This is a genomic window from Carnobacterium sp. FSL E2-0243, from assembly GCF_038003605.1.
Taxonomy (GTDB): domain Bacteria; phylum Bacillota; class Bacilli; order Lactobacillales; family Carnobacteriaceae; genus Carnobacterium; species Carnobacterium maltaromaticum.
The window spans coordinates 924,366-948,680 of sequence record NZ_JBBOPM010000001.1 but is presented as its reverse complement, the minus strand read 5'-3'; the positions used below and the strand labels follow the sequence as shown (position 1 = coordinate 948,680).

The 24,315-nt window shown below is 33.8% G+C and carries 20 protein-coding genes; 3 read left to right on the top strand and 17 right to left on the bottom strand.

Annotation, left to right across the window (positions count from 1 at the left end; translation table 11 throughout):
• Window positions 1-114 precede the first annotated feature (114 nt).
• The 13 genes from MHI00_RS04285 to MHI00_RS04225 all read right to left on the bottom strand — a co-directional run bounded on the left by MHI00_RS04285 (window position 115) and on the right by MHI00_RS04225 (window position 16,738).
• Window positions 115-972 (bottom strand): phosphate ABC transporter substrate-binding protein PstS, encoded by an 858-nt coding sequence (locus tag MHI00_RS04285; protein WP_010051571.1) that lies wholly within the window; start codon window positions 970-972, stop codon window positions 115-117.
• Window positions 973-1,828: 856 nt separating this feature from the next.
• On the bottom strand, window positions 1,829-3,598 hold the full coding sequence (gene pnpS / locus MHI00_RS04280) for a two-component system histidine kinase PnpS (protein WP_010051570.1): 1,770 nt from the start codon (window positions 3,596-3,598) through the stop codon (window positions 1,829-1,831).
• Complete coding sequence (locus MHI00_RS04275; RefSeq protein ID WP_332628873.1) at window positions 3,595-4,314, bottom strand: response regulator transcription factor; 720 nt, start codon at window positions 4,312-4,314, stop codon at window positions 3,595-3,597. The genes pnpS and MHI00_RS04275 overlap by 4 nt, the downstream gene beginning before the upstream one ends.
• 37 nt (window positions 4,315-4,351) lie before the next feature.
• Window positions 4,352-5,545 carry a topological determinant of cell division gene (locus MHI00_RS04270; RefSeq protein WP_233637903.1) on the bottom strand — a complete coding sequence of 398 codons (1,194 nt, stop codon included), beginning with the start codon at window positions 5,543-5,545 and terminating at the stop codon, window positions 4,352-4,354.
• Window positions 5,546-5,828: 283 nt separating this feature from the next.
• The gene (locus tag MHI00_RS04265) at window positions 5,829-6,992 is read right to left on the bottom strand and encodes a C40 family peptidase (RefSeq protein ID WP_341111415.1); all 1,164 of its coding nucleotides are present in this window, start codon (window positions 6,990-6,992) and stop codon (window positions 5,829-5,831) included.
• Between the two features lie 51 nt (window positions 6,993-7,043).
• Window positions 7,044-7,931, bottom strand: coding sequence for a permease-like cell division protein FtsX (gene ftsX / locus MHI00_RS04260; protein ID WP_010051565.1), 888 nt, complete (start codon window positions 7,929-7,931; stop codon window positions 7,044-7,046).
• Window positions 7,921-8,607 carry a cell division ATP-binding protein FtsE gene (gene ftsE / locus MHI00_RS04255; RefSeq protein WP_010051563.1) on the bottom strand — a complete coding sequence of 229 codons (687 nt, stop codon included), beginning with the start codon at window positions 8,605-8,607 and terminating at the stop codon, window positions 7,921-7,923. The genes ftsX and ftsE overlap by 11 nt, the downstream gene beginning before the upstream one ends.
• Window positions 8,608-8,966: 359 nt before the next feature.
• Window positions 8,967-10,077, bottom strand: a protein-coding gene (gene prfB / locus MHI00_RS04250) for a peptide chain release factor 2 (protein ID WP_341111412.1) whose coding sequence is annotated in 2 segments (ribosomal slippage) — window positions 8,967-10,004 and window positions 10,006-10,077 — 1,110 coding nt in all. Because the reading frame shifts where the segments join, the coding sequence is not laid out codon by codon here.
• 92 nt (window positions 10,078-10,169) lie between these two features.
• Window positions 10,170-12,689 carry a preprotein translocase subunit SecA gene (secA, locus tag MHI00_RS04245; RefSeq protein WP_010051559.1) on the bottom strand — a complete coding sequence of 840 codons (2,520 nt, stop codon included), beginning with the start codon at window positions 12,687-12,689 and terminating at the stop codon, window positions 10,170-10,172.
• A gap of 381 nt (window positions 12,690-13,070) precedes the next feature.
• Window positions 13,071-13,610 carry a ribosome hibernation-promoting factor, HPF/YfiA family gene (hpf, locus tag MHI00_RS04240; protein ID WP_010051557.1) on the bottom strand — a complete coding sequence of 180 codons (540 nt, stop codon included), beginning with the start codon at window positions 13,608-13,610 and terminating at the stop codon, window positions 13,071-13,073.
• Window positions 13,611-13,752: 142 nt separating this feature from the next.
• The gene (locus MHI00_RS04235; RefSeq protein WP_056999304.1) at window positions 13,753-14,451 is read right to left on the bottom strand and encodes a ComF family protein; all 699 of its coding nucleotides are present in this window, start codon (window positions 14,449-14,451) and stop codon (window positions 13,753-13,755) included.
• Window positions 14,448-15,785, bottom strand: a complete 1,338-nt coding sequence (locus tag MHI00_RS04230) for a DEAD/DEAH box helicase (protein ID WP_016356580.1) — start codon at window positions 15,783-15,785, stop codon at window positions 14,448-14,450. The genes MHI00_RS04235 and MHI00_RS04230 overlap by 4 nt, the downstream gene beginning before the upstream one ends.
• An 86-nt stretch (window positions 15,786-15,871) precedes the next feature.
• A complete protein-coding gene (locus MHI00_RS04225) occupies window positions 15,872-16,738 on the bottom strand; it encodes a DegV family protein (protein WP_010051553.1) in 867 nt (288 codons plus the stop codon).
• A 310-nt stretch (window positions 16,739-17,048) separates the two neighbouring features.
• Here MHI00_RS04225 and MHI00_RS04220 point away from each other — a divergent pair, with 310 nt between their 5' ends.
• Window positions 17,049-17,699, top strand: coding sequence for a YigZ family protein (locus tag MHI00_RS04220; protein WP_341111405.1), 651 nt, complete (start codon window positions 17,049-17,051; stop codon window positions 17,697-17,699).
• A gap of 100 nt (window positions 17,700-17,799) precedes the next feature.
• Window positions 17,800-18,918, top strand: coding sequence for an LCP family protein (locus MHI00_RS04215; protein ID WP_201731220.1), 1,119 nt, complete (start codon window positions 17,800-17,802; stop codon window positions 18,916-18,918).
• 47 nt (window positions 18,919-18,965) lie between these two features.
• Here MHI00_RS04215 and MHI00_RS04210 read toward each other — a convergent pair whose 3' ends face one another.
• Window positions 18,966-20,048, bottom strand: a complete 1,083-nt coding sequence (locus MHI00_RS04210) for a glycosyltransferase family 4 protein (RefSeq protein ID WP_016356582.1) — start codon at window positions 20,046-20,048, stop codon at window positions 18,966-18,968.
• A 147-nt stretch (window positions 20,049-20,195) separates the two neighbouring features.
• On the opposite strand from MHI00_RS04210, the gene MHI00_RS04205 reads away from it, so the two are divergent.
• Window positions 20,196-21,569, top strand: coding sequence for an LCP family glycopolymer transferase (locus tag MHI00_RS04205; RefSeq protein ID WP_317914257.1), 1,374 nt, complete (start codon window positions 20,196-20,198; stop codon window positions 21,567-21,569).
• A gap of 52 nt (window positions 21,570-21,621) precedes the next feature.
• Here the strand turns inward: MHI00_RS04205 and MHI00_RS04200 are convergent, their stop codons facing one another.
• The 3 genes from MHI00_RS04200 to nagA all read right to left on the bottom strand — a co-directional run bounded on the left by MHI00_RS04200 (window position 21,622) and on the right by nagA (window position 24,257).
• Entirely contained in the window at window positions 21,622-22,335 is a 714-nt protein-coding gene (locus tag MHI00_RS04200) for a GntR family transcriptional regulator (protein ID WP_035065557.1), read from the bottom strand.
• Between the two features lie 11 nt (window positions 22,336-22,346).
• The gene (locus tag MHI00_RS04195; RefSeq protein WP_341111396.1) at window positions 22,347-23,051 is read right to left on the bottom strand and encodes a glucosamine-6-phosphate deaminase; all 705 of its coding nucleotides are present in this window, start codon (window positions 23,049-23,051) and stop codon (window positions 22,347-22,349) included.
• 72 nt (window positions 23,052-23,123) lie between these two features.
• Window positions 23,124-24,257, bottom strand: coding sequence for an N-acetylglucosamine-6-phosphate deacetylase (gene nagA / locus MHI00_RS04190; RefSeq protein WP_010051540.1), 1,134 nt, complete (start codon window positions 24,255-24,257; stop codon window positions 23,124-23,126).
• Window positions 24,258-24,315: the final 58 nt, after the last annotated feature.

Below are 24,315 nucleotides of genomic sequence, written 5' to 3'. Positions count from 1 at the left end.
GTACTTCCTGTCTACTCATTTATCATAAGGTTTGAATATTAATTTTGGTTCGCTAATTTGTAAGGAATTTGTATGCTATTGTAAATTTTATCTTTTTTTGTAAATCTTTTCCTATTAAATAGGAGTCACAACTCCATCAACAGAACGCTCAACCTGCATTTGATTTGAAGGAATATAGCCAAGCTGACCAACAATCGTTTTTTGGATTTCATCAGATAAAATAAATTCAATAAATTGCTTCGTTAACCCTGTTGGTTCACCTTTTGTATACATATGTTCATAAGACCAGATTGGCCATTTATTCGTTTTCACATTAGCATCAATTGGTTTTACTCCATCAATCTTTAATGATTTAACCGTATCATTCACATAAGAAAAAGCGACATAGCTGATTGCACCTGGGGTATCTCCAACGATTTGACGGACCATCCCAGTTGAATCTTGCTCTTGAGCTTGCTTACTTTCCTGACCATCTAAAGCCCATCTTTCAAAAGTAGAGCGTGTCCCACTACCAGATGCACGATTTAAAATAATAATTTTTAAATCTTTGCCCCCGACCTCTTTCCAATTTGTAATTTTACCAGTAAAAATCTTTTGCAATTCTTCTTTTGTAATCCCTGTAACACCAACATCCTTATTCACGATAGGCGTAATTCCAACCACTGCTACACGATGATCGACTAATGCGTTAGCATCAATTCCTTCTTTTTCCTCAGCAAAAACATCCGAATTACCGATATCAACAGCACCAGCAGCAACTTGACTTAACCCAGTCCCACTACCTCCGCCCTGTACATTAATAAATTTCCCAAGATGTTGGGCTGAAAATTCCTCACCTGCTGCCTCAACTAAAGGTTGTAAAGCTGAAGATCCTACAGCAGTAATAGATTCTCCCCGATCAACTCCACCACAAGCTGTTAAAAGTAAGGGAATCGCAAGCATACTTAATAGTAACGCTTTTTTTATTTTCATTTGTAAACCTCCTAAAATCAAAAGTTTGTTGAGCTGATTAGGCCTGGCAGAAAAATAGGAAAATTTGATGTGGCGCTTTTTGCCACCTCGAAATTTCATCTTTTTTCCGAAGGACTGGCTCATAAGAACTGGCCTTGATAAAAAAATTGTTGAATTTGCTTATGTTTTAAGAGCTAAAATTAGAACTAGCTTTGCCAAAAAAGCATCTTAATTTATTAATCTAGCATTTCATACTATTTTATCATACCTTAACATTGTAAAGAACAAATCAGACTTTTGTAAATTTTATGTAAAGGAAATAAATCAATACTAAAAAAATAGGATTATTTTCTGCTATGTTTGTATAAACCAACTACTGTAGCTTAACTTTTACTATCTATTTTTAAACAACTATTTTAACTTAAGTTGATTCACTCAATCTTATTCTTAAAAAAACATGAGAAATAAAGTTATTTTTTAAGGATACACATGATATTTTTTGTTTTTTTAATTCTTTTATGTTATTCTAAGTTACGCAACTGATGTAGGCTTTAATTTTTTCTTGAGGAGGAATCATGAGCATGGAAAACAATAAAAGTTTCATTGATGAATTAATTGAATCTGTAGTAAAAAAAGCGCCCCTTTACGCTAAAGCTACCAAAAAAAATTCAAGTAATTCAACAAAAATTTCTGCTAAATAAAGTCAATTTATAACCAGCAGTGTGCAAGGTGATTTACCATCTGACACTTGCTGAATTAAAAATTAATTTTATTTAGTCAAACTAGCTTTGTTCACATATTCTATTAAGAAAATGAATTTAATTATCTATTTATAAAAAAAACCAACCGCTAAAATCTAACGGTTGGTTTTTATTAGTTATTTTAGAGGTAAGATAATGGTAAAAGTAGTCCCTAAGCCAAGCTTGCTTTCCACTTGAATTGTCCCATTGAAATTTTCAACTAGATATTTAACAATTGATAATCCCAAGCCGGTTCCACCTGAATTACGACTACGTGCTTTATCAACTCGGTAAAATCTCTCAAAAATACGATCTAATTCAGCTTCAGGAATTCCCATTCCATTGTCAGAAATTTTTATCGTCGCTTCTGTTTCCGATTGTTCAACAAAAACTTCAACTTTCCCGCCAGCCTCAGTATATGAAACAGCATTGGTTAGCAGATTTGTTATAATTTGTTTTAGCCTTCCGCTATCTCCTAATAAATAAATAGGATCCGCATCATTTAATAACAAATTCATATTTTTTTCATCTGCTTTATGCTTGACCAATCTAAAACTAGAACGAACTGCTTCTTGAACTTCAATTAACTCCTGTTCCAATGGAACTTGCTTCTGTTCTAATTTAGACAACTCTAAAATATCATTGACAAGTAAATCTAAACGGCTACTCTCAGCATACATAATTTCTAGAAATTGTTTCAAGATAACTTTATCATCCATAGCCCCATCCAATAACGTTTCGGAGAAACCTTTCAGCGCTGTCACTGGCGTTCTTAGTTCGTGAGAAGCATTTGTAACAAAATCTGTTTTTATTTTTTCTAGTTTTTTTATCTCAGTAATATCATATAATAAGACAATTAAATTAAGCTCACCTTTATGTTTACCAGTAATTGGTACAATATTTGCGTCTAAAATCCGATCCTTAGGATAATAAAAGTAGATTTCTTCATTTTGCGGGATCCCTTTTTGATAGGCTTTTTCTATCATATGAGTTAACCCATAACTTTTGGTTACTTCAACATAAGATTTCCCAATTAAATAACTATTATCTTGGCCTAACATAACAGACATAGCTGGGTTTACAATTTGAATATGGCGCTGCTCATCAAGTAACATTACTCCGATAACTAAATGATTAATTAAGCCATTAATTCGTTCTTCGTTCTGTTGAATTTCATACATTTGTCCTTCTAAACTCTCTGCTAAATGGTTCATGACTTCACCCAACTCAGCAATTTCTCCATAGCCTTTACCGTGGTAGCGATTATGATAAAGTTTATTTGATAAATCTTCTGCAACTTCCATCACTTCTTCAATTGGTTTTGCAATTTGTTTAGTTGTTAAAGAAGTGAGTAGAATACCTAGTATTAAAGAGAAAACAATGCTCATAATTAAAGATAATCTAATTTGCTGATCAACATTTGCCATTTTATTTATGGGCTTAGATAGTCTTAAAACGCCTATTAACTGCCCATCTTGATTATTCAAAGGAACTCCTACATAATATAAAGTTTCATTTGTTGAATCGCTTTTTCGTTCAGCAGTCCCTATTTTAGCTCCTTCAAGAACTTTTTTTATTTCAATCCGATTTCCATGATTTCCCAAGTTGTCTTTTATTACTTTCGAATCATAGATTACCGTTCCATCTAGGCTGACAAGTGTCACACGTTGATTGTTTGGTTGTTGTAATTCGCTAAGCGGAGCAATCAGATCTTGTACTTGTGTTGATTCCAATGATTTTAATGGCAACAAACTTGAAATTAGAGTCGCATTTTCTTCCAATTGTTCTTTTTGGCTCGAAAAGGCATGGTCCCTTAATAACTTACTTGAAAAAGTACCAATGCAGACACTTAATATGCTGAAAATCAAAACAAATATTAAAATAATTCGTAATTGAAGCTTTTTCATACTTTTGGAGCCTCAAATTTATAACCAAAGCCCCGAACTGTCCGAATATACGCTGGATTTTTAGTATCTACTTCTATTTTTTCTCGTAAATGACTAATATGAACATCTACAATTCTAGTCTCACCAGCATAATCAAAGTTCCAAATAGCATTTAATAATTGTTCACGACTTAAGATTCGGTTAACTCTTTTCATCATATACAACAATAATTCAAATTCTTTTGGAGTCAATTCAATTAATTCACCACGAACTTTTACTTCATACAACTCTGGGAAAATTTGCAATTCACCAATAACTACCTCTTCTTCAGGGCTAGCCTCATAGCTCTCGGTTATCTTCTCTTTGCTTTCTGGCTTAATTCTACGCATAATAGCTTTCATACGTGCTAATACTTCTCTAGGACTAAAAGGCTTAGTCATATAATCATCGGCCCCTAATTCAAGACCTATAATTTTTTCTAATTCATCATCTTTAGCAGTTAAAATCATAATTGGAGTCTCAATTTTTTCTTGTCGTAATTTCTTACAAACTTCCATACCGTCCATTGATGGCATCATTAAGTCCAATATAATAAAGTCGTATTGATTTTCCAAAGCTAGTTGGTAGCCGATTAGCCCATCCATTGCTGTTTGAACTTCATAACCTGCTTTTTCTAAATTAAAAGCCAATAAGGTCAAAATTGATTCTTCATCATCTACAATTAAAACTTTTTTCATACTCATCCTCCGATATCTACGTAAAAAGATACTAACTTTAGTTTATTTTATCAGGAATCGTAACAATTCCTAATTCGTGGGGAGAATCAGCAAATATCGCTGTTTCTGTTAACCGATATTCACCATCTAATCCTCTAATTTTCAAATGACAGTATGCGCTATTAATTAAAAGTGCTTGATAAAATTCATCATCATTTTTAACTGCTTGATTATTACAGACTACGATTGTTTCTCCAATTTCTAGCTGCATTTTAGTTGCAGGAGTATCCGGTCGAATCCCAACAATTTTGATGCCATCGCCAACAGGACCATACAAAAACTGCCACTTTTTTTCGCGAATATTGTGTCTTATTAACGTAGCTACACCACCTATAAATATGAGCAACAATGTAACTTCCGCAGCGTAATAAACATAGTAGCTTAAAACTGTACCAACTATCCCCACTATACTCACCAGTACTATATCTTTTTGAATTCCTTTAATCGCTACTTTTAAAGGCTGTGTTTCAATTTTAATTCTTAAACCAATTAAAACTGGAATAGCTACTAAAGTATACGTTTCGTTGCCTATTGAAAAAACTGGCCACCAACTAAACAACTCAGTAAATTGTTGACCTGGTACTAGTAAAAACAATGGCAAAAATGTTAATGGCTTAACTAAGTAACTAGCAATCCATTTACCTCGACTTGTTTTTCGAAAATTTGGTGATAAATATTTCAACGCTTGCTTAAATAAAAAATAGGTAGCAAGTATCAACAAGATTGTAAGAATTAGACTGTTTTGAACTAATCCTGTATTTATAAAGTCCATATTAAAATCTAACATACCAACTGAAAATCCTGAATCAGCTTTAATTAGATACGATGTTATAAATAATATACCTATAGTAATCGGAATAGTAAACATAGGATGAATAAAGCGATACCCGAGTAAAATAAAACAAAAGGCAACAACTATTGGATAAACCCATAACCATTCTATGTTAATTGTAATTCCTAATAAAATAACTATCGCTGATATGATAAGTCCAGGTAACAGACCACTGATTAAATAATTACGAACTTCATTAAAACCTTTATGAATTGCAACTCGATAAATCTTTCGTTCTCTCTTTATTCGTAGTATGCTACTTAGCAAAGCTACTAAAGCGCCTAACCAAAAAAGAGGTTGAGCAAAAAATAAAATGATTGCCTTAAAAATAATACCTGCAACTGAATCCAAATAATTCACCCTTTCTATCTCTATTATTTATTTTAACAAAATTTCACACGTTTTACCTAGTAAAATCTATTTTGAACCTGATTCTAATAAATGCTACTTTCTAACACTTATCTATCTTATTATAACAAAATAATCCTCACTTACTAGTCTCAATCTAAAAGCAATTTACCAAATAACTTTCAACAATGAAAATAAATTATTTTGAATTCAAAAATAGCCTTCAGTCAATCTCGCAAAATGAGATTGACTGAAGGCTATTTTATCCGGGGTAATAATTAAATATTAAACTAAATTAGTTGACACGTCCAAAACCAACTAGGTATTGAGCCCAGTAGTATGGAGAAATTGAAGCTACTGCTACGCCAGATGAAGATTGTGAACCGATAAACTGTCCACCACCCAAGTAAATTCCAACATGATCAATTGAACCAGTTTGGTTAAAGAAAACTAAATCTCCTGGCTGTGCTTCTGCTTGTGAAATACGAGTCGTTGCTGAGTATTGCGCACTAGCAACACGAGGTAAACTAACCCCAATTGCTGCAAAGGCAAATTGTGTAAAACCAGAACAATCAAATCCAGCAGTTGTTGTTCCACCATATAAATAAGGTGTTCCAATTACACTATAAGCAGCCCCTAATACGCCACCAGAGTTATTAACAGGTGGAGCAGCTGGAGTAGCTGGTGCATTATTTTCCGCAACTGGTGTAGCTGCAGGTGCAGTTGTACTTGTTTGAACAGCTACAACTGGTGCAGTATTTGCGGTTGCAATTGCTTTAGCTGCTTTTTCAGCATCTTCTTTTTTAGCTAGGAAAGAAGCTTTTTCACTTTCAGCTCCAGATTGTTCTGAAGCTAAAGTTGCAACAATTGCTTCTTTTTCAAGTTTTTGTTGTTCTAAATCAGCTTTAGTCGCTTCTAACTTTGCAGCTAAAAGAGCTTGTTCTTGTGATTTAGTTTCTGTTTCTTTTTGTTTAGAAGCAACTTCTTCTTTATCTGACTTTTGCTCTTTCACTAAATCTTGATTTGCAGAAACCATTTGGCTAACAACATCAACACGACCTACAACATCACCGAATGATTTTGCTGATAAGACAAAGTCTATATAATTTTGTGTATCACCATTCACTTGAATAGTGCGAGCTTGTTCTTTTAACTTATCTTCACGTTGTGCAATTTTTTCATTTAATGCAGTTACTTCAGTTGTTAAAGTTTTCAAAGTTGCTTGAGTTTCTTTCATTTCTGCAACTAATTTAACTGAATTTTCTTCATTTTTAGCAATAGTATCAGTAATAGTTCCAATTTCAGTTTGTGCTGCATATTTTTTACCCGAAATTTCACTGATTTTTTGTGATGTACGATTAATATCATCGTCTACCGCTGCTGCTGCGCTAAATGGTAAAGCTAATGAACTTAAACCAACTGTACCAACTACTACTAAAGTTAACATTTTTTTATTCACGAATTGTTTCCCCCGGTTTCCCTTATAATTATGTTATCTAATTTTTTATTTTTAAACTTTCAAGAAACGACGCATTGAAATTAATGAACCGAATGCACCGATGATAATTCCAATCCCTAGTAAAAGTCCACCAATCTGGATTAAGAATGGATTTGGCGTTAACAAAGCAAAGTATGTTCCTTGCAATGCTCCTGTACTAAAGTTATAAATCGCTACATAAATGAAGCTTAGAATCGTTATTGGCAAAACAGCACCAAAGAATCCGATCCATGCACCTTCTAATAAGAAAGGCCATCTAATAAAGCCGTTTGTTGCCCCTACTAGTTTCATAATTTCAATTTCTGTACTACGTGACAAAATTGTAATACGAATTGTATTAGAAATTAAGAAAATAGCTGTTAATAACAAGGCCACAATAATAACTGATCCGACATTTCGTATCGTTGAAACAAATTTAAATAGTTTTTTAGCATCTGAACCACCGTAATTTACTTTTGCAACATACGTTAATTTTTCAGCTGCCTTTGCAACTTTTTCTGTATCCTGTGGTGACTCAGTACTCACTACATAAACATCATATAATGGGTTATCATCGCCGCCGAATAAAGTAAATTCAGATCCATAACTTCCAACTACTTTTTCTAATTCGCTCTCACGACTTGAATAGTCGATTGAATCAACATTTGATAATTTTTGTAATTCTTCTTTTAATTGAGTTTTCTGATCTTTCGTCGCAGCTAAGTCAATGTAGACACGCACACTGACATCATTTTCAACATCAGTAGCTAATTTATTAATATTCAGTAGGATAGAGATAAAACTCCCTACTAATAGTAAAGTTACTGTTACAGCACTAATCGCCGCAACAGACATCCAACCATTTCGTTTTAAGCTTTTTAAACTCTCTACTAAATGTCTTTTAAACGTTCTAAGCTTCATAACCGTAATCTCCTTCCAATTGATCTCGGACAATTCGTCCATTTTCAACCGCAAGAACACGGTGTTTTACAACATTTACAATTTGACTATTATGAGTCGCCATGACAACTGTTGTACCTTGATTGTTGATTTCTTCCAAAATATTCATAATTTCCCATGAAGTATCTGGATCTAAGTTCCCTGTTGGCTCATCAGCTATTAGAACTCTTGGCATATTTGCAATGGCTCTCGCGATTGCAATACGTTGTTGTTCTCCACCTGATAACTCATTTGGAAACATTCGAACTTTATGTTTTAATCCAACTAAATCTAAAACTTCTAAAACTCGTTTTTTAATTGTTTTAGGATTTTTTTCAACTACTTCCATTGCATAAGCAATATTTTCATACACTGTTAAACGTGGTAATAATTTAAAGTCTTGGAAAACAACTCCAACATGACGTCTTAAAAAAGGAACATCTCGATCTTTCATTGTAACTAAATCAAAATCTCCTACTTTGATACTGCCCTTTGTTGCATTTTCTTCACGGTACATCATTTTTATAAAGGTTGATTTACCCGCACCACTTGGTCCAACCACATAGACAAATTCACCTTGCTCGATTCGAACTGTTAAGCCGTTCGCGGCTGTAATGCCATTGGGATATTTCTTATAGACATTCAGCATTTCTATCATATAATCACCTTACTTTTCTAGTTTTGCTATCCTTATCAGGTGTTTCATCCTAATCTTCGGGAACTATTTTCCCTAATGCCTTCTCATTATAGCATTATACAAGCTCATGTCTGTACTAATTTCTTTACAAATTTGTTTCAAAATAAGCAAAGTCTGTAACGAAATGTCTTATTTAAAATATTTCAGACTTAATAACAATAAAATTAGGCTTAAGCTAGTTAAACAAATGTTTTTCACACTATCCCTCCCACTTAACGCCATTAAATAGCTTTTTTTTGGGAAAAGACAATTAACCTTGTAATATTCTTTTGTTTTTTTAAGGAAATACTGGAGTGTGTTTGAATCAATTTTAATACTTTTTAGCTTTTTGTAACAATTTTACTTTTCAGATACGCATCAATAAAGGGATCTAAATCACCATCCATGACGCCTTGGACATTTCCAGTTTCATAGTTAGTGCGATGATCTTTAATCATTGAATAAGGATGAAAAACATAAGAACGGATTTGTGATCCCCATCCAATCTCCTTTTGTTCTCCACGAATTTCAGCCATTTGTTTCTCTTTTTCTTCTAGTTCAAGTTGGTATAATTTAGCTTTTAGCATTCCCATTGCTTGATCTTTATTTTTCATTTGTGACCGTTGGGCTTGGCTTGCAACAACAACTCCTGTTGGAAGATGCGTAATTCGAACTGCTGAATCGGTTTTATTAATATGTTGCCCACCTGCTCCGCTAGCTCGGTAAGTATCAATACGCAAATCATCTGTATTGATTTGAATATCCACATTATCTTCCATTTCTGGTATTACATCAATAGAAACAAATGAAGTATGGCGACGTCCAGCAGAATCAAATGGAGAAATACGAACAAGACGATGAACCCCTTTTTCAGCCTTCAAATATCCATAAGCATTATGACCTTTAATTAACAAAGTGACACTCTTAATTCCAGCTTCGTCCCCATCTTGGTAATCCAAATACTCAACCTTAAAGCCTTTTTTCTCTGCCCATCTTGTATACATTCGTAATAACATACTACCCCAATCTTGCGACTCTGTTCCGCCAGCTCCAGGATGTAACTCAATAATGGCATTGTTTTTATCGTAAGGTTCACTTAATAACATATCTAATTCAAATTGATCCAATACAGCTAAAAAAGTAGTTAGATTTTCTTCTAACTCTTTTTCTAATTCCGCATCTTCTTCTTCTTTAACCATCTCCAAAAGCAGGTCTAACTCTTCTTTCGTCTCTGCTAACTGTTGAAATTGATTGTATTTTTCTTTAATAATATTGGCTTCATTAATCACATTTTGTGCTTTAATTCCGTCATCCCAAAATCCAGGTTCGCCCATCAACTCAGCAAATTCAGCAATATCTCGTTCCATTGATTCTAAGTCAAAGAGACCTCCTGAAACCAGCAATTCTTTCCTCTGCTGTTGCTAAATTATTTCTGATTTCACTTAATTCCATAAAAACACGTCCTTATTCTATAGTCTATTTATTATTATGGTAACAAAGAACACGATTTGGCATCAACCAAATCGTGTTCAGTAGAGAACTATCTATTTATCCTTGCCATGACAATTTTTATATTTTTTGCCACTGCCACATGGACATGGATCATTTCTACCAATCTTATCATCGTTCTTAACTGGTTTATGTTTTGCAGCTTCTACTACGTCCCCATCACCTGTTGAACGGGCTGGTGAACCTTGAGCCACTTGTTCTCTTTGTAGATTTTGTCTAATTTCTGATTTCATCAATAGACGTGTTACATCATATTCGATTGCTGCAATCATTTCTTCAAATAATTTGAATCCTTCAGCTTGGTATTCAACCAGTGGATTTGTTTGCGCATATGCTCGTAAACCAATTCCTTGACGTAGTTGATCCATTGTATCGATATGATCTGTCCACTTACTATCAACAACACGTAGAATAACAACTTTTTCAAATTCAAGCATTTGTTCGTTAAATTGTTGTTCTTTAGTTGTATAGATGTCTTCAACACGTTTCATTAATAAAGCTTCAATTTCTTCTGGTGTTTTGTTCTCTAAATCTTGAACAGTCAAGCTATCTTCATGGACAATTGCAGATGTTGCAAAATCATGAATACCTTGTAAGTTCCACTCTTCTTTATTTCCTTGTGTGTTAACACTTACCATACGATTCACTGTACGTTGAATCATAGCCATTGTAATTTTTTTCAATGATTCAGTTGCCATAATAACTTCCAAACGTTGTCCGTACATAATTTCACGTTGTTCACGCATAACATCATCATATTCTAAAACGTTTTTACGAGTATCATAGTTGTTTCCTTCAACACGTTTTTGTGCAGATTCAACTTGACGTGAAATCATTTTACTTTGGATAACCGCATCTTCTTCTTGAACTCTTAAACGTTCTAAAATTGCTTGGATTCTTTCAGAACCAAATCGTTTCATCAATTCATCTTCTAATGATAGATAGAATTGAGTCACCCCAGGATCTCCTTGACGACCAGCACGACCACGTAATTGATTATCAATACGTCGTGACTCATGACGCTCAGTGCCAATAACACATAAACCACCAGCTTCAATAACGCCAGCACCTAACTTGATATCTGTACCACGTCCAGCCATATTCGTTGCGATGGTAACTGCTCCTTTTTGACCTGCGCTCATGATAATTTCAGCTTCTTTAAAGTGATTTTTAGCATTTAAAACTTCATGATGGATTTTAGCTTTAGTTAATAGATCTGATAATAATTCAGATGTTTCAACAGCTACAGTACCAACTAAAATTGGCTGTCCATTAGCATGACGTGTTTTAATGTCCTCAACCACTGCATTAAATTTACTTTCTAATGTTGGATACAATAAATCAGGACGATCATCACGAATAATCGGCTTATTCGTTGGGATTTCAACTACTTGTATATTGTAAATTTCGCGGAATTCTTCTTGTTCTGTTTTAGCAGTACCAGTCATTCCAGATAATTTTTTATACATTCTAAAGAAGTTTTGGAACGTTACATTGGCCATTGTTTTTGATTCATTTTCAATTTCAACGCCTTCTTTAGCTTCGATCGCTTGGTGTAAACCATCTGAATAACGACGACCATCCATAATACGACCTGTAAATTGATCAACAATCAGTACTTCACCTTCTTGAACAACATAATCAATATCACGTAACATAATGTAGTTCGCACGTAATGCTTGATCAATGTGGTGAATCAAGGCTGTATTATCAATATCATATAAGTTTTCAACTTTAAAGGTTTTCTCAGCTTTAACCATACCTTCTTCAGTTAATGCAATTGTTTTTGATTGAACATCAATAGTATAATCTGCTTCAGCTGTCAAACTTTTCACAAAAAAGTCAGCACGTGTATACAACGCTGTTGATTTTTCAGCTTGTCCTGAAATAATTAGCGGCGTTCTCGCTTCATCAATTAAGATTGAATCGACTTCATCCACAATCGCATAGTTTAATGGACGTTGAACCATTTGTTCACGGTAAACAACCATGTTGTCTCTTAGGTAATCAAAACCTAATTCATTATTTGTACTGTAGGTAATATCAGCATTGTACGCTTCACGTTTTTCTTCTGAACTTTTAGAATTTAAATTCAACCCAACAGTTAATCCTAAGAAAGTATATAACTCTCCCATTTCTGTTGCATCACGACTTGCTAAATATTCATTTACTGTAACAACATGAACCCCTTCGCCTGCTAATGCATTTAAGTAAACCGGCATTGTCGCAGTCAAGGTTTTCCCTTCACCTGTTTTCATTTCAGGGATATTCCCTTTATGCAAAGTCATTCCACCCATTAATTGGACACGGTAAGGGTACAATCCCAAAACACGTTTAGCAGCTTCACGAACAACTGCAAATGCCTCTGGTAAAAGATCATCTAATGTTTCACCCGCTTGGTAACGTTTCTTAAATTCAGGTGTTTTTGCTTGTAACTCTTCGTCAGATAAAGCCGCCATTCGATCGCCATAAGCATCAATCTTATCAGCAACTTTTTCTAGGCTTTTAATTTCTTTTTTATCGTTTTCAATTAACTGCTTTAAAAAATTAGCCATCACTATTTCTCCTCTTTTTCATATATTCTTTTAATTTAATCTTGTCTATGTTTTTAAAATCTGTAGTAGCTGTCAGATAATAAATTAACCTTTGCTAAGCAGACTACTGCCATCCTTACAATTTTATCATTACTTCCCTACAATTGAAACCCTTTTTTCATCAAAACGGCTCTAGCAAATTGATTAAAGCGATTTCTAAAACAATTCTGTTCAAAAAGTTGTCATTTTTTTTAATGGAGATTAAATTAAAAAGCTAATGCTCCCTTCATTTATAAAAACGACATTAATTTATTATACCTTTTTTTTTTATTTTTTTCTATTTTTAACCAAAATAAAGAAGTTACTTGTTAAGTTTAACAAGTAACTTCTGCTTTTTAATCTTTAGTTTGTTTCAATTAATCCGTATTTTCCATCTGTACGACGGTAAACAATACTGATGCCATTAGTCTCTGCATCTTCAAAAATGAAGAAATTGTGACCTAACATATCCATTTGTAAAACAGCTTCTTCACTGTCCATAGGTTTTAATGAAACACGTTTTGTTCTCACAATATCAAGTTCACCAGTGGCTACATCTAGCTCAGCAGCATTAGGTACAACAAAGTCGAAACCTTTTTCACGAGATTTGCGGTTAATTTTTGTTTTATATTTACGCATTTGTCTTTCTAATTTGTCTACAACTAAATCCACACTTGCATACAGATCAGGTGAGGTTTCTTCGGCACGTAGAACCAAATAAGGTAGTGGAACAGTTACCTCCACTTTAGCAGTTTTATCAGAGTAGACTTTTAAGTTTACGTGAGCCGTTGCATCAGGCACATCGCTAAAATATCTTTCTAATTTGCCTACTTTTTTCTCAACATACTCACGGATTGCTGCTGTTACCTCAATATTTTCGCCACGAACATTATATTTAAACATAAACGCTCTCCCCTTTCAACTGACACTGTCAGAATGGTGACACATCATGAGGACCACTCAAATGATGTTGTCCTTAACTCAATTATAAGCGATAGCGCTTTAATTGACAAATGAAATCCGTCATTATTCTCTGACTATTTTTTCACCTTGCTAAAGAAACGCTTCGTACCAAGCTTGCGCCTGAATCTTCTATTAATTTTTTTGCATATAAAATCGTTCTACCAGTTGTGTAGACATCATCTACAAGTAAAATTGATTTTCCTTCAAGCTTTCCTTGCCACTCTTTCTTGATGCTAAAAGGCTGTTTTAAGAGTAAACGTTCTTGTCTATTTTTGCTAGATTGTTTCATTTCTTGACTTTCATTCAATAAAATTGACTGATAAGTTACTTTTGCAAAATCTAATAATGCCTCAACTTGATTAAAACCTCTATTAGCATAACTGTGTTGGCTACTTGGAATTGGAGCAACGAGAAAACCTTGTTGTTTTTTTAAATATATAAATTTTTTCAGTTCTTCTGAAAAAACACAGCCTAATTGGTAATTCCCTTTAAATTTAAACCCCTCAATCCATTCTTTCATCCAATCATTGTATTCAAATAAACTTTGATGATTCAAAGTAGCGGTTGGCTCTATTTTCTTCCAATTGATACAATCATTACAATATCCCTTTTCAAAGCTAATACGTCCACATCCTTGACAAACGATCTGATTGGTTAATGGATTAAATTTATCCCGACAGTCTTTACATATGCTTTCTTGTTGTAACTTAATAAAAAAAAGTATTTTTCTAAGAGTAATCAGTTCATTTAAGCCCTCTTGGCACATTAAACATTTTTTCATGAAAGAATAAATCCTTTTTGCCTAGCGAGCTGATTCATTTTCTTTATTTGCTTAATTGCTCGTTTCATATCTCGAGTTAAACTATGATATAAAAAAACTACCTGACCAGTTGGGTAATCACGGTGTCGCCCTGCTCTGCCAGAAATTTGTACTAATGCAGCTTCTGTAAAGGTTCGATCTTCTGCCCCTAAAACTAAAACATCAATATCTGTAAATGTCACTCCTCTTTCGAGAATCGTCGTACACAATAAAAAATCCAATTCCCCTTTTCGCATAGCTAGCACTTTTTCTTGACGTTCAGGATCTCCTGAATGAACACTCGCAATAGTTTTAGTAAAAAACTCGGCTTGAACTATTTTTTCTAACTCTTGCATCTTCTTTATATTTGGTGAAAACAATAAAAATCGTCGCTTTTGATTGACAAAGTGGTGTAAAATATTCAACAATCTCTTATTAGCCTTCTTTCCCTCCATTTTTTCACCTAAAAAAATACATTTAGGTTCTGGTAATGGATGACCGTGATATCTTGCTGGTAAAATAGACGCAATTAACTCTTTATTTTGAAGCTCTTTTTGCATTTTTTTTGAAGGTGTTGCAGATAAATAAATTAAACAACTTCTTTTTTTTCTGGCTTTTTCTGCTGCAAAAGCTAATGTTTTATCTGCAGTAAACGGAAAAGCGTCAATTTCATCAATAATTAACACATCAAAAGCTTCTTTGAATCGCATTAACTGATGTGTAGTCGCAATAATTAATTGCTTATAAGTATCTCGTTCTTGACTAGTTCCGTGGAGTAAAGCAATTGGAACATTTGGAAAAGCACTCTGAACTCGTGGAGCTAACTCTAGACAAACATCAACTCTTGGTGAAGCAATGCAGACCCGCTCGCCATTCTTTAAAGCTTGTTCAATTCCTGCAAAAATCATTTCTGTCTTACCAGCTCCTGTCACTGCCCAAATCAACCTCGTTTCCTTCTTTATTACAGATTCGGTAATTTCTTTTGAAGCTTTTTCTTGTTGTTTCGATAGAATCCCTTGCCAAGTCATAATTGGCGAGCTTAACGAATCAAACTGATTCAACTCAACTAAGGAATATAACAAACTACATCTCCTTATTTTTCCCATTTGTAAACAATTCAAACAATAAAAACATTTATTTTGACAATAACATGGGGCTTCTATTCGGAGTTTATTTGATTTGCAACCACAGCGCTGACAGGATATTTGACTACCCTTAATTAAAAAACCAGGTCTAACTTCTATCTGCTGATTCATTTCATTCGTATTACTATTAAATTCATTTGCTAGTAATTCTCGTCCCATTAATTGTTTCATAGTGTTCCTCCCTGCCCAATAAATATATGCAAAAAAACCGATAGATTTTTCTATCGGTAAGTAAAAATACATTTAATTTTTTTGTTCTAGGCAGTCGGGTGGGATTTAGCCCTGTCTTCAACCCAAGCCATACCTAATGAACCTTCACCTAGATGTGTTCCAATAACTGGACCAAAATAACTAAGTTCAAACCGAACTTCAGGCATTTTCTTTTCCATCTGTTTTTTCCATTTCAGTGCTTCTTCTTCCGCATTTGCATGAATAATAGTAGCTACAATCGGATAATTTTTATGCGTGTCCTCTTCTAGCATACCTTCGATTCTTTTTAATGCTTTTTTAGAAGAGCGAATTTTTTCAAAAACAACAATCTCTTTATCTGAAAAATGTAAAATAGGTTTAATTTTCAGCATGGATCCTAAAATAGCTGCTCCATTTGATAAACGGCCTCCTCTAACTAAATGATTTAAATCATCTACCATAAAGTAAGCTCGTAAAGTTGTTTGCATTTCATCAAATGTCCCTAAAATTTCCTCAGGTGTAGCACCATGTTTAGCCATTCTAGCTGCTTCTAAAGCAAAATACCCTTGCGCCATACAGCTAATGCCAGAATCGTATGGATAGACCTTAATTGATTCAACCATTGATGCAGCAACAGAAACATTTTGATAGGTTCCACTAATTTTACTAGATAGATGAATACTAATTACAGCATCATACTCTTTACTAAGACGTTCTAGTAAACTCACAATCTCACCTGTTGTTGGTTGGGAACTCGTTGGTAAACTTTCCATTCCTCTAACTTTTTCATAAAACTCAGCGCTTGTAATATCAACTTCTTCACGAAATACATCTTCTCCGATAATTACAGACAGAGGTAACATGAAAATATTATTCTTTTGGTATTGGTCATGTGTTAAATACGCTGTACTATCTGTTACAACTGCTATTTTCAATTTTTCACCCCATTGCTCTTCACACTTATATTTAAGCTTTTATTTCTAATTTAAAATCCATTCAAGTGATTCAACAAATAATTATAGCATATTTTCATTGTATCGTCTTGACAATTTAATAAGTTCTAGTACTATTTAACAAAAAATAATAACAAGTTAACTTTTAACTCTTTGAAAAAATTAACATTTTAAATTGGCAAAATGTACTAGATTAAATGCACTAGTTTTCTTATTTTATCCATTTCTCTAACAATTTACTTTTATTTATCATATAATAGAAAGTAATCAACCGCTAGAAAGGGTGGATAATATGCTCCTACTAAAACAATATTATACAATTAAGAGTTCTGGCAGCCATGAAATCGAAATAAAAAAATCTCGTTTTATTTGCCATTTAAAAGAAGTTGATACAGAAGCGGATGCTCAGCAGTTTATTCAAAAAATAAAAAAAGAACATTGGAAAGCCAATCACAATTGTGCCGCTTATTTAATTGGTGATAAAGATCAAGTCCAACGTGCATTAGATGATGGCGAACCTGTTGGGACAGCAGGAATACCTATGCTAGAAGTCTTGAAGAAACGCCAATTAAAAAATGTTGTCGCTGTAGTAACACGTTATTTTGGCGGAACAAAACTTGGAGCTGGTGGTCTGATTCGCGCTTATGGAAAAAGTGTTAGCAGTGCATTGGATGCTATCGGTATTGTTGAACGCAGCTTACAACAAGAAATAAATGTTAGTATTTCCTATACAGCAGTTGGTAAACTCGAGAATTTTTTAAGCCATTCACCCTATTCAATCAAAGAAACACTCTATACAGAAAATGTTATCTTCGTTTGTTTTGTCCTTGAAGATCAAGTGGATACTTTTAAAGAAGAAATTACTAATCTTCTAAACGGCCAGGTCTCATTCGAAAATGGTCCAAAAAATCATCAGGAAACAGTGGTCCTTACTGAATCTTAAGAAATCGTTACATTTTATAATTAAACTATCAGTTACCGATTTTATATGATAAAATATTTAAGAATATTCAGCCTATTTTTATTTAATGAGGAGAATGACTGTGAAAAAAAATAAAAGACCGACTACATCGCATAAAGTAACTAACAAGAACAACCGCAACAAAATAATTTTAATGATTTTAATTCCCATTATGATTCTTGTTTTGGCTGGTGTTACTTATGGAGCAAAGCTCTATGCTGAAGCAAAGAAAACCGTTGATGATTCTTATTATGAGTTGGATCGAGACAAAGCAAGCACTTCAAAAGGTAATGAAATTAAAGTCAATCCAATTGAAGACACAATTTCTGTATTAGTCATGGGAATTGATGATGATTCAGCAAGACAACTTGGTAGTGCTCGAACTGATGCACTAATCTATCTGACCATTAACCCTAAAGAACATAAAATTAATATGGTTAGTATTCCGCGCGATAGCTATACAACCATTGTTTCAAAAAAATACAACGGAAAAGATAAAATCAATTCTGCTTATACTTATGGCGAAGAACAAGCTACCATCGAAACAGTTGAAAAATTACTAAATGTTCCCATTAACTACTATGTAACCTTTAACTTTGACTCCTTTTTAGAAATTGTCGATGCTCTTGATGGAATTGACGTAGATGTCCCTGTAAGCTTTACTGACACTAATACATTAGGTAACGGTGAGGTTCATTTAGAAAAAGGAAAACAACTTTTAAACGGTGAAGAAGCTTTAGCACTTGCTAGAACTCGCCATATTGACAACGATATTAAACGTGGTGAGCGTCAACAACTTATTTTACAAGCCATCGTTGATAAAGCTATGAATGTTGGGTCTATTAACAAGTATTCAGATGTGATTAAAGCAGCTGGTAAAAATATGCGTACGAACTTAAAATTTAACGAAATGTTGTCAATTGCCCAAACTGGATTAGATGGTCGATATACATTTAACTCTTATGTTTTTGATTGGACTGATTTTGAATTAGAAGATGCTAGCATGGTTGAACTTTATCAAGATAGCGTTGATTTTATTAGCCATCGCTTTAGAGTTTCATTAGGTTTAGACGAGCCTAACGAACAAGATGCTGCAGATTATCAATTTGTAACAAATGGTTATAGTCAATACAAGTCAACTAATTCTTGGTCAAACTCAAATGATAACACTGAAAATTCTGGTTCCAATAATAATTGGTAAAAAAATATCGAAGTACTCAGTTTTTATTCTGAGTACTTCGATATTTTTTATTTTTCTTCTTGATTGTTCTTTTTTGCAAATTTCTTAAAGCGAGATAGGAGCGGTTGATGATTTTCTCCAACCAATCCAATTAGCTCTACAAATAATTCTAATCCAAAAAGGAGACCTACTGTTAAAAAGACCGAACCCCATAATGTTGAAACCTTGTAAAGTAATGCTGTAAAAGAAAAAATCACAGCTAAACTATAAATAGCTAAAACAGTTTGACGATGAGTTAGACCTAGAGCCATTAAACGATGATGCAAATGCATTTTATCTGCACTTGAAATAGGTTTATTATTTAATTTTCTACGTAACATTGCATAAATCGTATCTGTAATTGGAACACCTAAAATGACAACTGGAATAATCACAGATATAAAGGTCACATTTTTTAACCCCTGCAAAGACATCACAGAAATCATAAAACCTAAAAACAGGGCGCCAGTATCTCCTAAAAAGATTTTGGCTGGAAAAAAATTATACGGTAAAAATCCAATTAAAGCAGCAACTAATGCAAATATCATAATTGGAATATTCACACTTGCAACAGTCAAAAAGAAATAACCGATAATTCCCATTGTTGTTAAAGCAATTATTGACACACCTGTTGCCAAACCATCAAGTCCATCAATTAAATTCACAGCATTTGTAATAGCTAAAATCCAAATTAGAGTAACTGGAAAACTTAACCAACCTAATTTGAAGGTTCCGAAAAACGGAATGGTAAACATATCCATTTTTATATCTGCCATAAAATAGATAATTAAAGCTGCAATAATAATTCCAAGAAGCTTCATTTTCGGGCTAAGTTCTTTAATATCATCTATCAACCCTGTAATAATAATTACTGTAGCTCCTAAAAACAACGGAAAAGCTTGCTCGAATGGAATTGGAAGCATAAAAAATATAGCTATGAAAAAAGCTAAATAAACAGCTAAACCACCGATAGTTGGCATTTCTTTTTTATTCACTCTGCGAGCATCAGGTTTATCCGTTGCACCAATTTTAAAAGCTAATTTTCTTACCAATGGAGTCAAAATCAATGATAAAATCATAGTGCCGACTAACATCACCACAATATGAAACATATTATACATAAAGAAACCTACTTTCATCAAACACTTTTCTATTTCTTACCTATTATACATTATACAAATTAAAAATACAGAATACAATTGCATTTTCCTTAAAAATCATCTACACTTAGAGAATAATTAAAATTTAGGAGAAAATTAATGAGATCAGATAAACATAGCTCTAACAAAAAAAACACAGAAAAAGAAATAAGTCCGGATATTAAAAGCCGATCTAGTCGTATCAATAATAAAAAACGCCTGACTAAAAAAAATAAAACGATTCTCTTAACAATTTTATTTACTTTAATAATTGCTTTAATTTCTTACGCAACTTATTTTGCTTTAGCAGCAAACAGGGCTGTTGAAAATATTCAAGGAGAAGATCTAAGTTCGACTAATGCTAATCCTAGATCAAAACCAGTTGCTTTAAAAAATAAAGAACCCTTTTCAGTTTTACTTTTAGGTGTAGATGAACGACCTGAAGATGCTGGACGAAGCGATTCAATTTTGGTAGCAACTGTAAATCCGATTGAAGATAGTGTTAAATTAGTCTCAATTCCTCGTGATACATTGGTAACGATTCCTGGTTATGGCAAAGATAAGGTCAATGCGGCTTTTGCATATGGTGGAATTAATCTTGCTGTTGAAACTGTCGAGAACTATTTAAACATTCCCATTAATTTTTACACAAAAATTAATATGGAAGGTATGGTTGATTTAGTTGACGCTGTTGGTGGAATTAATGTTGATAATAAATATGCTTTTGAGCTAGATGGTGTAGAATTAGATGTTGGTAATTTTGATTTAAATGGCAATCAAGCTCTACAATATGCTAGGATGCGTAAACAAGACCCTGCTGGAGATTTTGGTCGACAAGAACGTCAAAAAGAAGTCATTAGCAAAATTGTAAAAAATGCATTAAGCATTAATAGCTTAACCAATTTTAATAAAATTTTTAATGCCGTTGGAAAAAATGTAGAAACAAACTTTACTGGTAGTGAACTTTGGGAACTCGCTAAAAATTATGCGAGTACTGCAAATAATATTACAAACCTAACATTAGAGGGACCTGACGGATTTCTCTATTATATTCCTTCCTATGGACAAGATGTCTATGTTTGGCAACCTAGTTCTGAATCTCTGCAAGAGGTGTCAAACCAACTTCGAAAACATCTTGGTTTAACAGCTGAGTCGATTCCTACAACGGATGTAAGTACCGATAAAAAGACAATAGATTCAACAACGGAAAACAATTCTGTTGATACGTATTCTTATACAGAAGAACCATATGTCCCTCCAGTACAAGAAACACCAAGATGGATTCCAGAAGAACAGCAACCAGCTGCTCCTCCTGTTGAGAATCCACCAATTACTGAAACACCTACTCCTGAGGTTCCTTCTACGCCAGAACCTGAAATACCTGAAACGCCTGATCCACCAGTGGATGAGAATTCTTCATCTGGCAGTGCAGGTACAGGTGGGATACAACCACCTGGTAGCACAAATGAAGGAAATTCCCCTTCTAATCCTTGATTGTAATAAAAGCAGATGTATTAAGATTCTAAACTCTTAATACATCTGCTTTTTAATTGTTTTTTTCTAAATAAAATTCGAAGCGACTACCAACATACTGAGTTCTTACATACTCAAAAGGTTGTCCATCACTAAAATAACTAATTTGTTTTAAGCGTAATACTGCTTCATTACGTTTAATCGCTAAATAATCAGATATCCGTTCTGAGGCTAACATAGCTGAGATTGTCTGTTCCGCCTGCCCAATTTTAAACCCTTTTTCTTGCTCTAAGGTTTTGTATAGAGAACGAGTCACTTCAACCTTGCTTAAACTTTCAACTAAATGGTAAGGAATTGTGGCTACTTCAAAACAAATTGGGATTCCATCTGCATATCTGATTCGTTCCATTCTCAAAACTAAAGCTTCTTCATCTAATTGTAATTTTTCAGATTCGCTCGTGCTAGCAGGCTTAACATGATAAGAAATTGTTTTACTTGTCGGTTTACGTCCCTGGGACAACATAATATCTGTAAAGCTTTCAATCCCACTCATTTTTTCTTGCACTTTTTTGCGAGCTACAAACGTTCCGGACCCAATTTTACGTTCTAAAATCCCTTCATCTACTAATGTTTGAACAGCTTGACGTAGTGTCATTCTACTAACATTAAATTGAGTAGCTAATTCACGTTCAGACGGAATTTTGGCTCCGATTTCCCACTTCCCAGCTTCAATCTCTTTTCTTATCTGGTTGTGAATTTGAATATAAACAGGTGTATTTGCTCCCATTTTTTCCACTCCTATTTTTGAATCAATTTAGCAGCTTCTTCATCAACAATCAAAACTACATTGTCATGTTTTTGTAAAATGCTTGAAGGAACGTCTTCTGTAATTTCACCATCAACTGTTGCTTTAATAGCTTCTGCCTTACTTTCGCCATAAGCCATCAAAATGATTTCTTTTGCTTCCATAATTGATTTAATTCCCATAGAATAAGCAAAACGTGGTACATCTTCGGCTCTATCAAAGAAACGTTTATTCGCTTCTATTGTTTCTTCTGTTAAAGCTACTTTATGCGTTGTCACATCAAAAGGCGTACCAGGTTCGTTAAAACCGATATGTGCATTCCCACCGATTCCTAAAATTTGGATATCAACTGGATGTTCTGCAATTATTTTATCATAACGTGCACATTCTACATCTGCATCTGCTAAACCATTTGGAACAAAGGTTTCTTTGAATGGTTTTTTATTAAATAATTTTTCATTCATAAAATAACGATAGCTTTGTGAATCATCGCCACTTAAGCCTACATATTCATCTAAATTAATTGATGTCATATCAGAAAAATCTAATTCACTTGAAACCATTTCTTGATATAAAGTCACTGGTGTACTTCCTGTAGCTAAGCCTAATACTTTAGCCCCTTTTTCCATCCCAGATTTAATTAATTCGAAAGCTTTTTTTCCGCCTTCTTCTTGATTTTTAACAACAATAATTTTCATGATAAAATTCCCCTTACTATAGTTAGTATATTCTTACACTCTTTATTTTAGCTTATTGATTAAGTTAGCTTTTTATTTAATTAATTTACCTAAACTAATTGTATTTTCTAATTGTAATTCTTGATCAAATATAACCATATCTGCGTCTTTTCCGACTTCAATGGCACCTTTTTTAGTTAATCCAAACTCACGAGCTTGATTGACTGATGTCATTTTGACTACATCTGCAATTGAACAACCTGTAAAGGCCATCATATTGCGGAAAGCATCTTGATATTCAAGAACGCTACCAGCTAAATTGCCGGTTTCTAAACGTGCTTGTTTGTCTTTGACAATAACTTTTTGTCCACCTAGTTCACTTTCACCTTCAGGCATTCCTTTAGCGCGCATTGAATCTGTAATTAATTCAATTCGTTCTGGACCTTTCAACATAAAGGCTAATTTCACCATATCTGGATGGATATGATAGCCGTCAACAATCATCTCAGTATAGATATTTTCTTCTAAAAAGGCATGTCCGGTAACCCCTGGTTCACGATGATGTAAGCCTCTTTGTGCATTATATAAATGCGTAATATGAGAAGCTTTTGAATCCATTAATTGAGCTCTAGTTGCATTACTGTGGCCAATGGAGGGCACAATGTTATGTTCAACACAGTATTCTTCAAAAGCTGAAGCATCACTATTTTCAGGTGCATAGGTAACTAAACGAATACGATTTCCACTTAGTTTATTCCATTCGTCAAATACTTCAACATCCGGTACTTCAATGTATTCCTCAGGTTGAGCCCCCTTAAATACTTTTGAAACAAATGGACCTTCTAAATGGATACCTTGAATAACTGGATTACGCTCAGCAGCTTCTTTAATTGCTACCATCGCTTTTGCAATATTTTCATGAGATTGTGTCATAGTTGTCGCAAAATAAGAGGTAATCCCTTCTTTTTGCATGTCTTTAACCATTGCATCAATTTCATCTGCATTTCCATCCATTGCATCCCAGCCGTAGCCACCGTGGCTATGAATATCAATAAAACCTGGAACAATAATTTTACCATGAGCATCAATGATTTCTTCATGTGGCGCATCAATGAAATCCTTCATTTCTCCAACCGCAAGAACTTCCTTGTCAAATCGTACAAATCCGTCTTCAATCTTTTCTTCTCCTGTGTAAATTGTTGCGTGTTTTAATACTTTTGTACTCATTTTCTTCACCTCGTATTTGGTATAGTCCAATTATAACTGGTATAGACCACACAAGTCA

Bases quoted from the DNA above. Each gene is read 5' to 3' on its own strand.
- MHI00_RS04285 (WP_010051571.1), bottom strand. From the start codon at position 972: ATGAAAATAAAAAAAGCGTTACTATTAAGTATGCTTGCGATTCCCTTA.
- pnpS (WP_010051570.1), bottom strand. From the start codon at position 3,598: ATGAAAAAGCTTCAATTACGAATTATTTTAATATTTGTTTTGATTTTC.
- MHI00_RS04275 (WP_332628873.1), bottom strand. From the start codon at position 4,314: ATGAAAAAAGTTTTAATTGTAGATGATGAAGAATCAATTTTGACCTTA.
- ftsX (WP_010051565.1), bottom strand. From the start codon at position 7,931: ATGAAGCTTAGAACGTTTAAAAGACATTTAGTAGAGAGTTTAAAAAGC.
- ftsE (WP_010051563.1), bottom strand. From the start codon at position 8,607: ATGATAGAAATGCTGAATGTCTATAAGAAATATCCCAATGGCATTACA.
- secA (WP_010051559.1), bottom strand. From the start codon at position 12,689: ATGGCTAATTTTTTAAAGCAGTTAATTGAAAACGATAAAAAAGAAATT.
- hpf (WP_010051557.1), bottom strand. From the start codon at position 13,610: ATGTTTAAATATAATGTTCGTGGCGAAAATATTGAGGTAACAGCAGCA.
- MHI00_RS04235 (WP_056999304.1), bottom strand. From the start codon at position 14,451: ATGAAAAAATGTTTAATGTGCCAAGAGGGCTTAAATGAACTGATTACT.
- MHI00_RS04230 (WP_016356580.1), bottom strand. From the start codon at position 15,785: ATGAAACAATTAATGGGACGAGAATTACTAGCAAATGAATTTAATAGT.
- MHI00_RS04220 (WP_341111405.1), top strand. From the start codon at position 17,049: ATGCTCCTACTAAAACAATATTATACAATTAAGAGTTCTGGCAGCCAT.
- MHI00_RS04210 (WP_016356582.1), bottom strand. From the start codon at position 20,048: ATGTTTCATATTGTGGTGATGTTAGTCGGCACTATGATTTTATCATTG.
- MHI00_RS04205 (WP_317914257.1), top strand. From the start codon at position 20,196: ATGAGATCAGATAAACATAGCTCTAACAAAAAAAACACAGAAAAAGAA.
- MHI00_RS04200 (WP_035065557.1), bottom strand. From the start codon at position 22,335: ATGGGAGCAAATACACCTGTTTATATTCAAATTCACAACCAGATAAGA.
- MHI00_RS04195 (WP_341111396.1), bottom strand. From the start codon at position 23,051: ATGAAAATTATTGTTGTTAAAAATCAAGAAGAAGGCGGAAAAAAAGCT.
- nagA (WP_010051540.1), bottom strand. From the start codon at position 24,257: ATGAGTACAAAAGTATTAAAACACGCAACAATTTACACAGGAGAAGAA.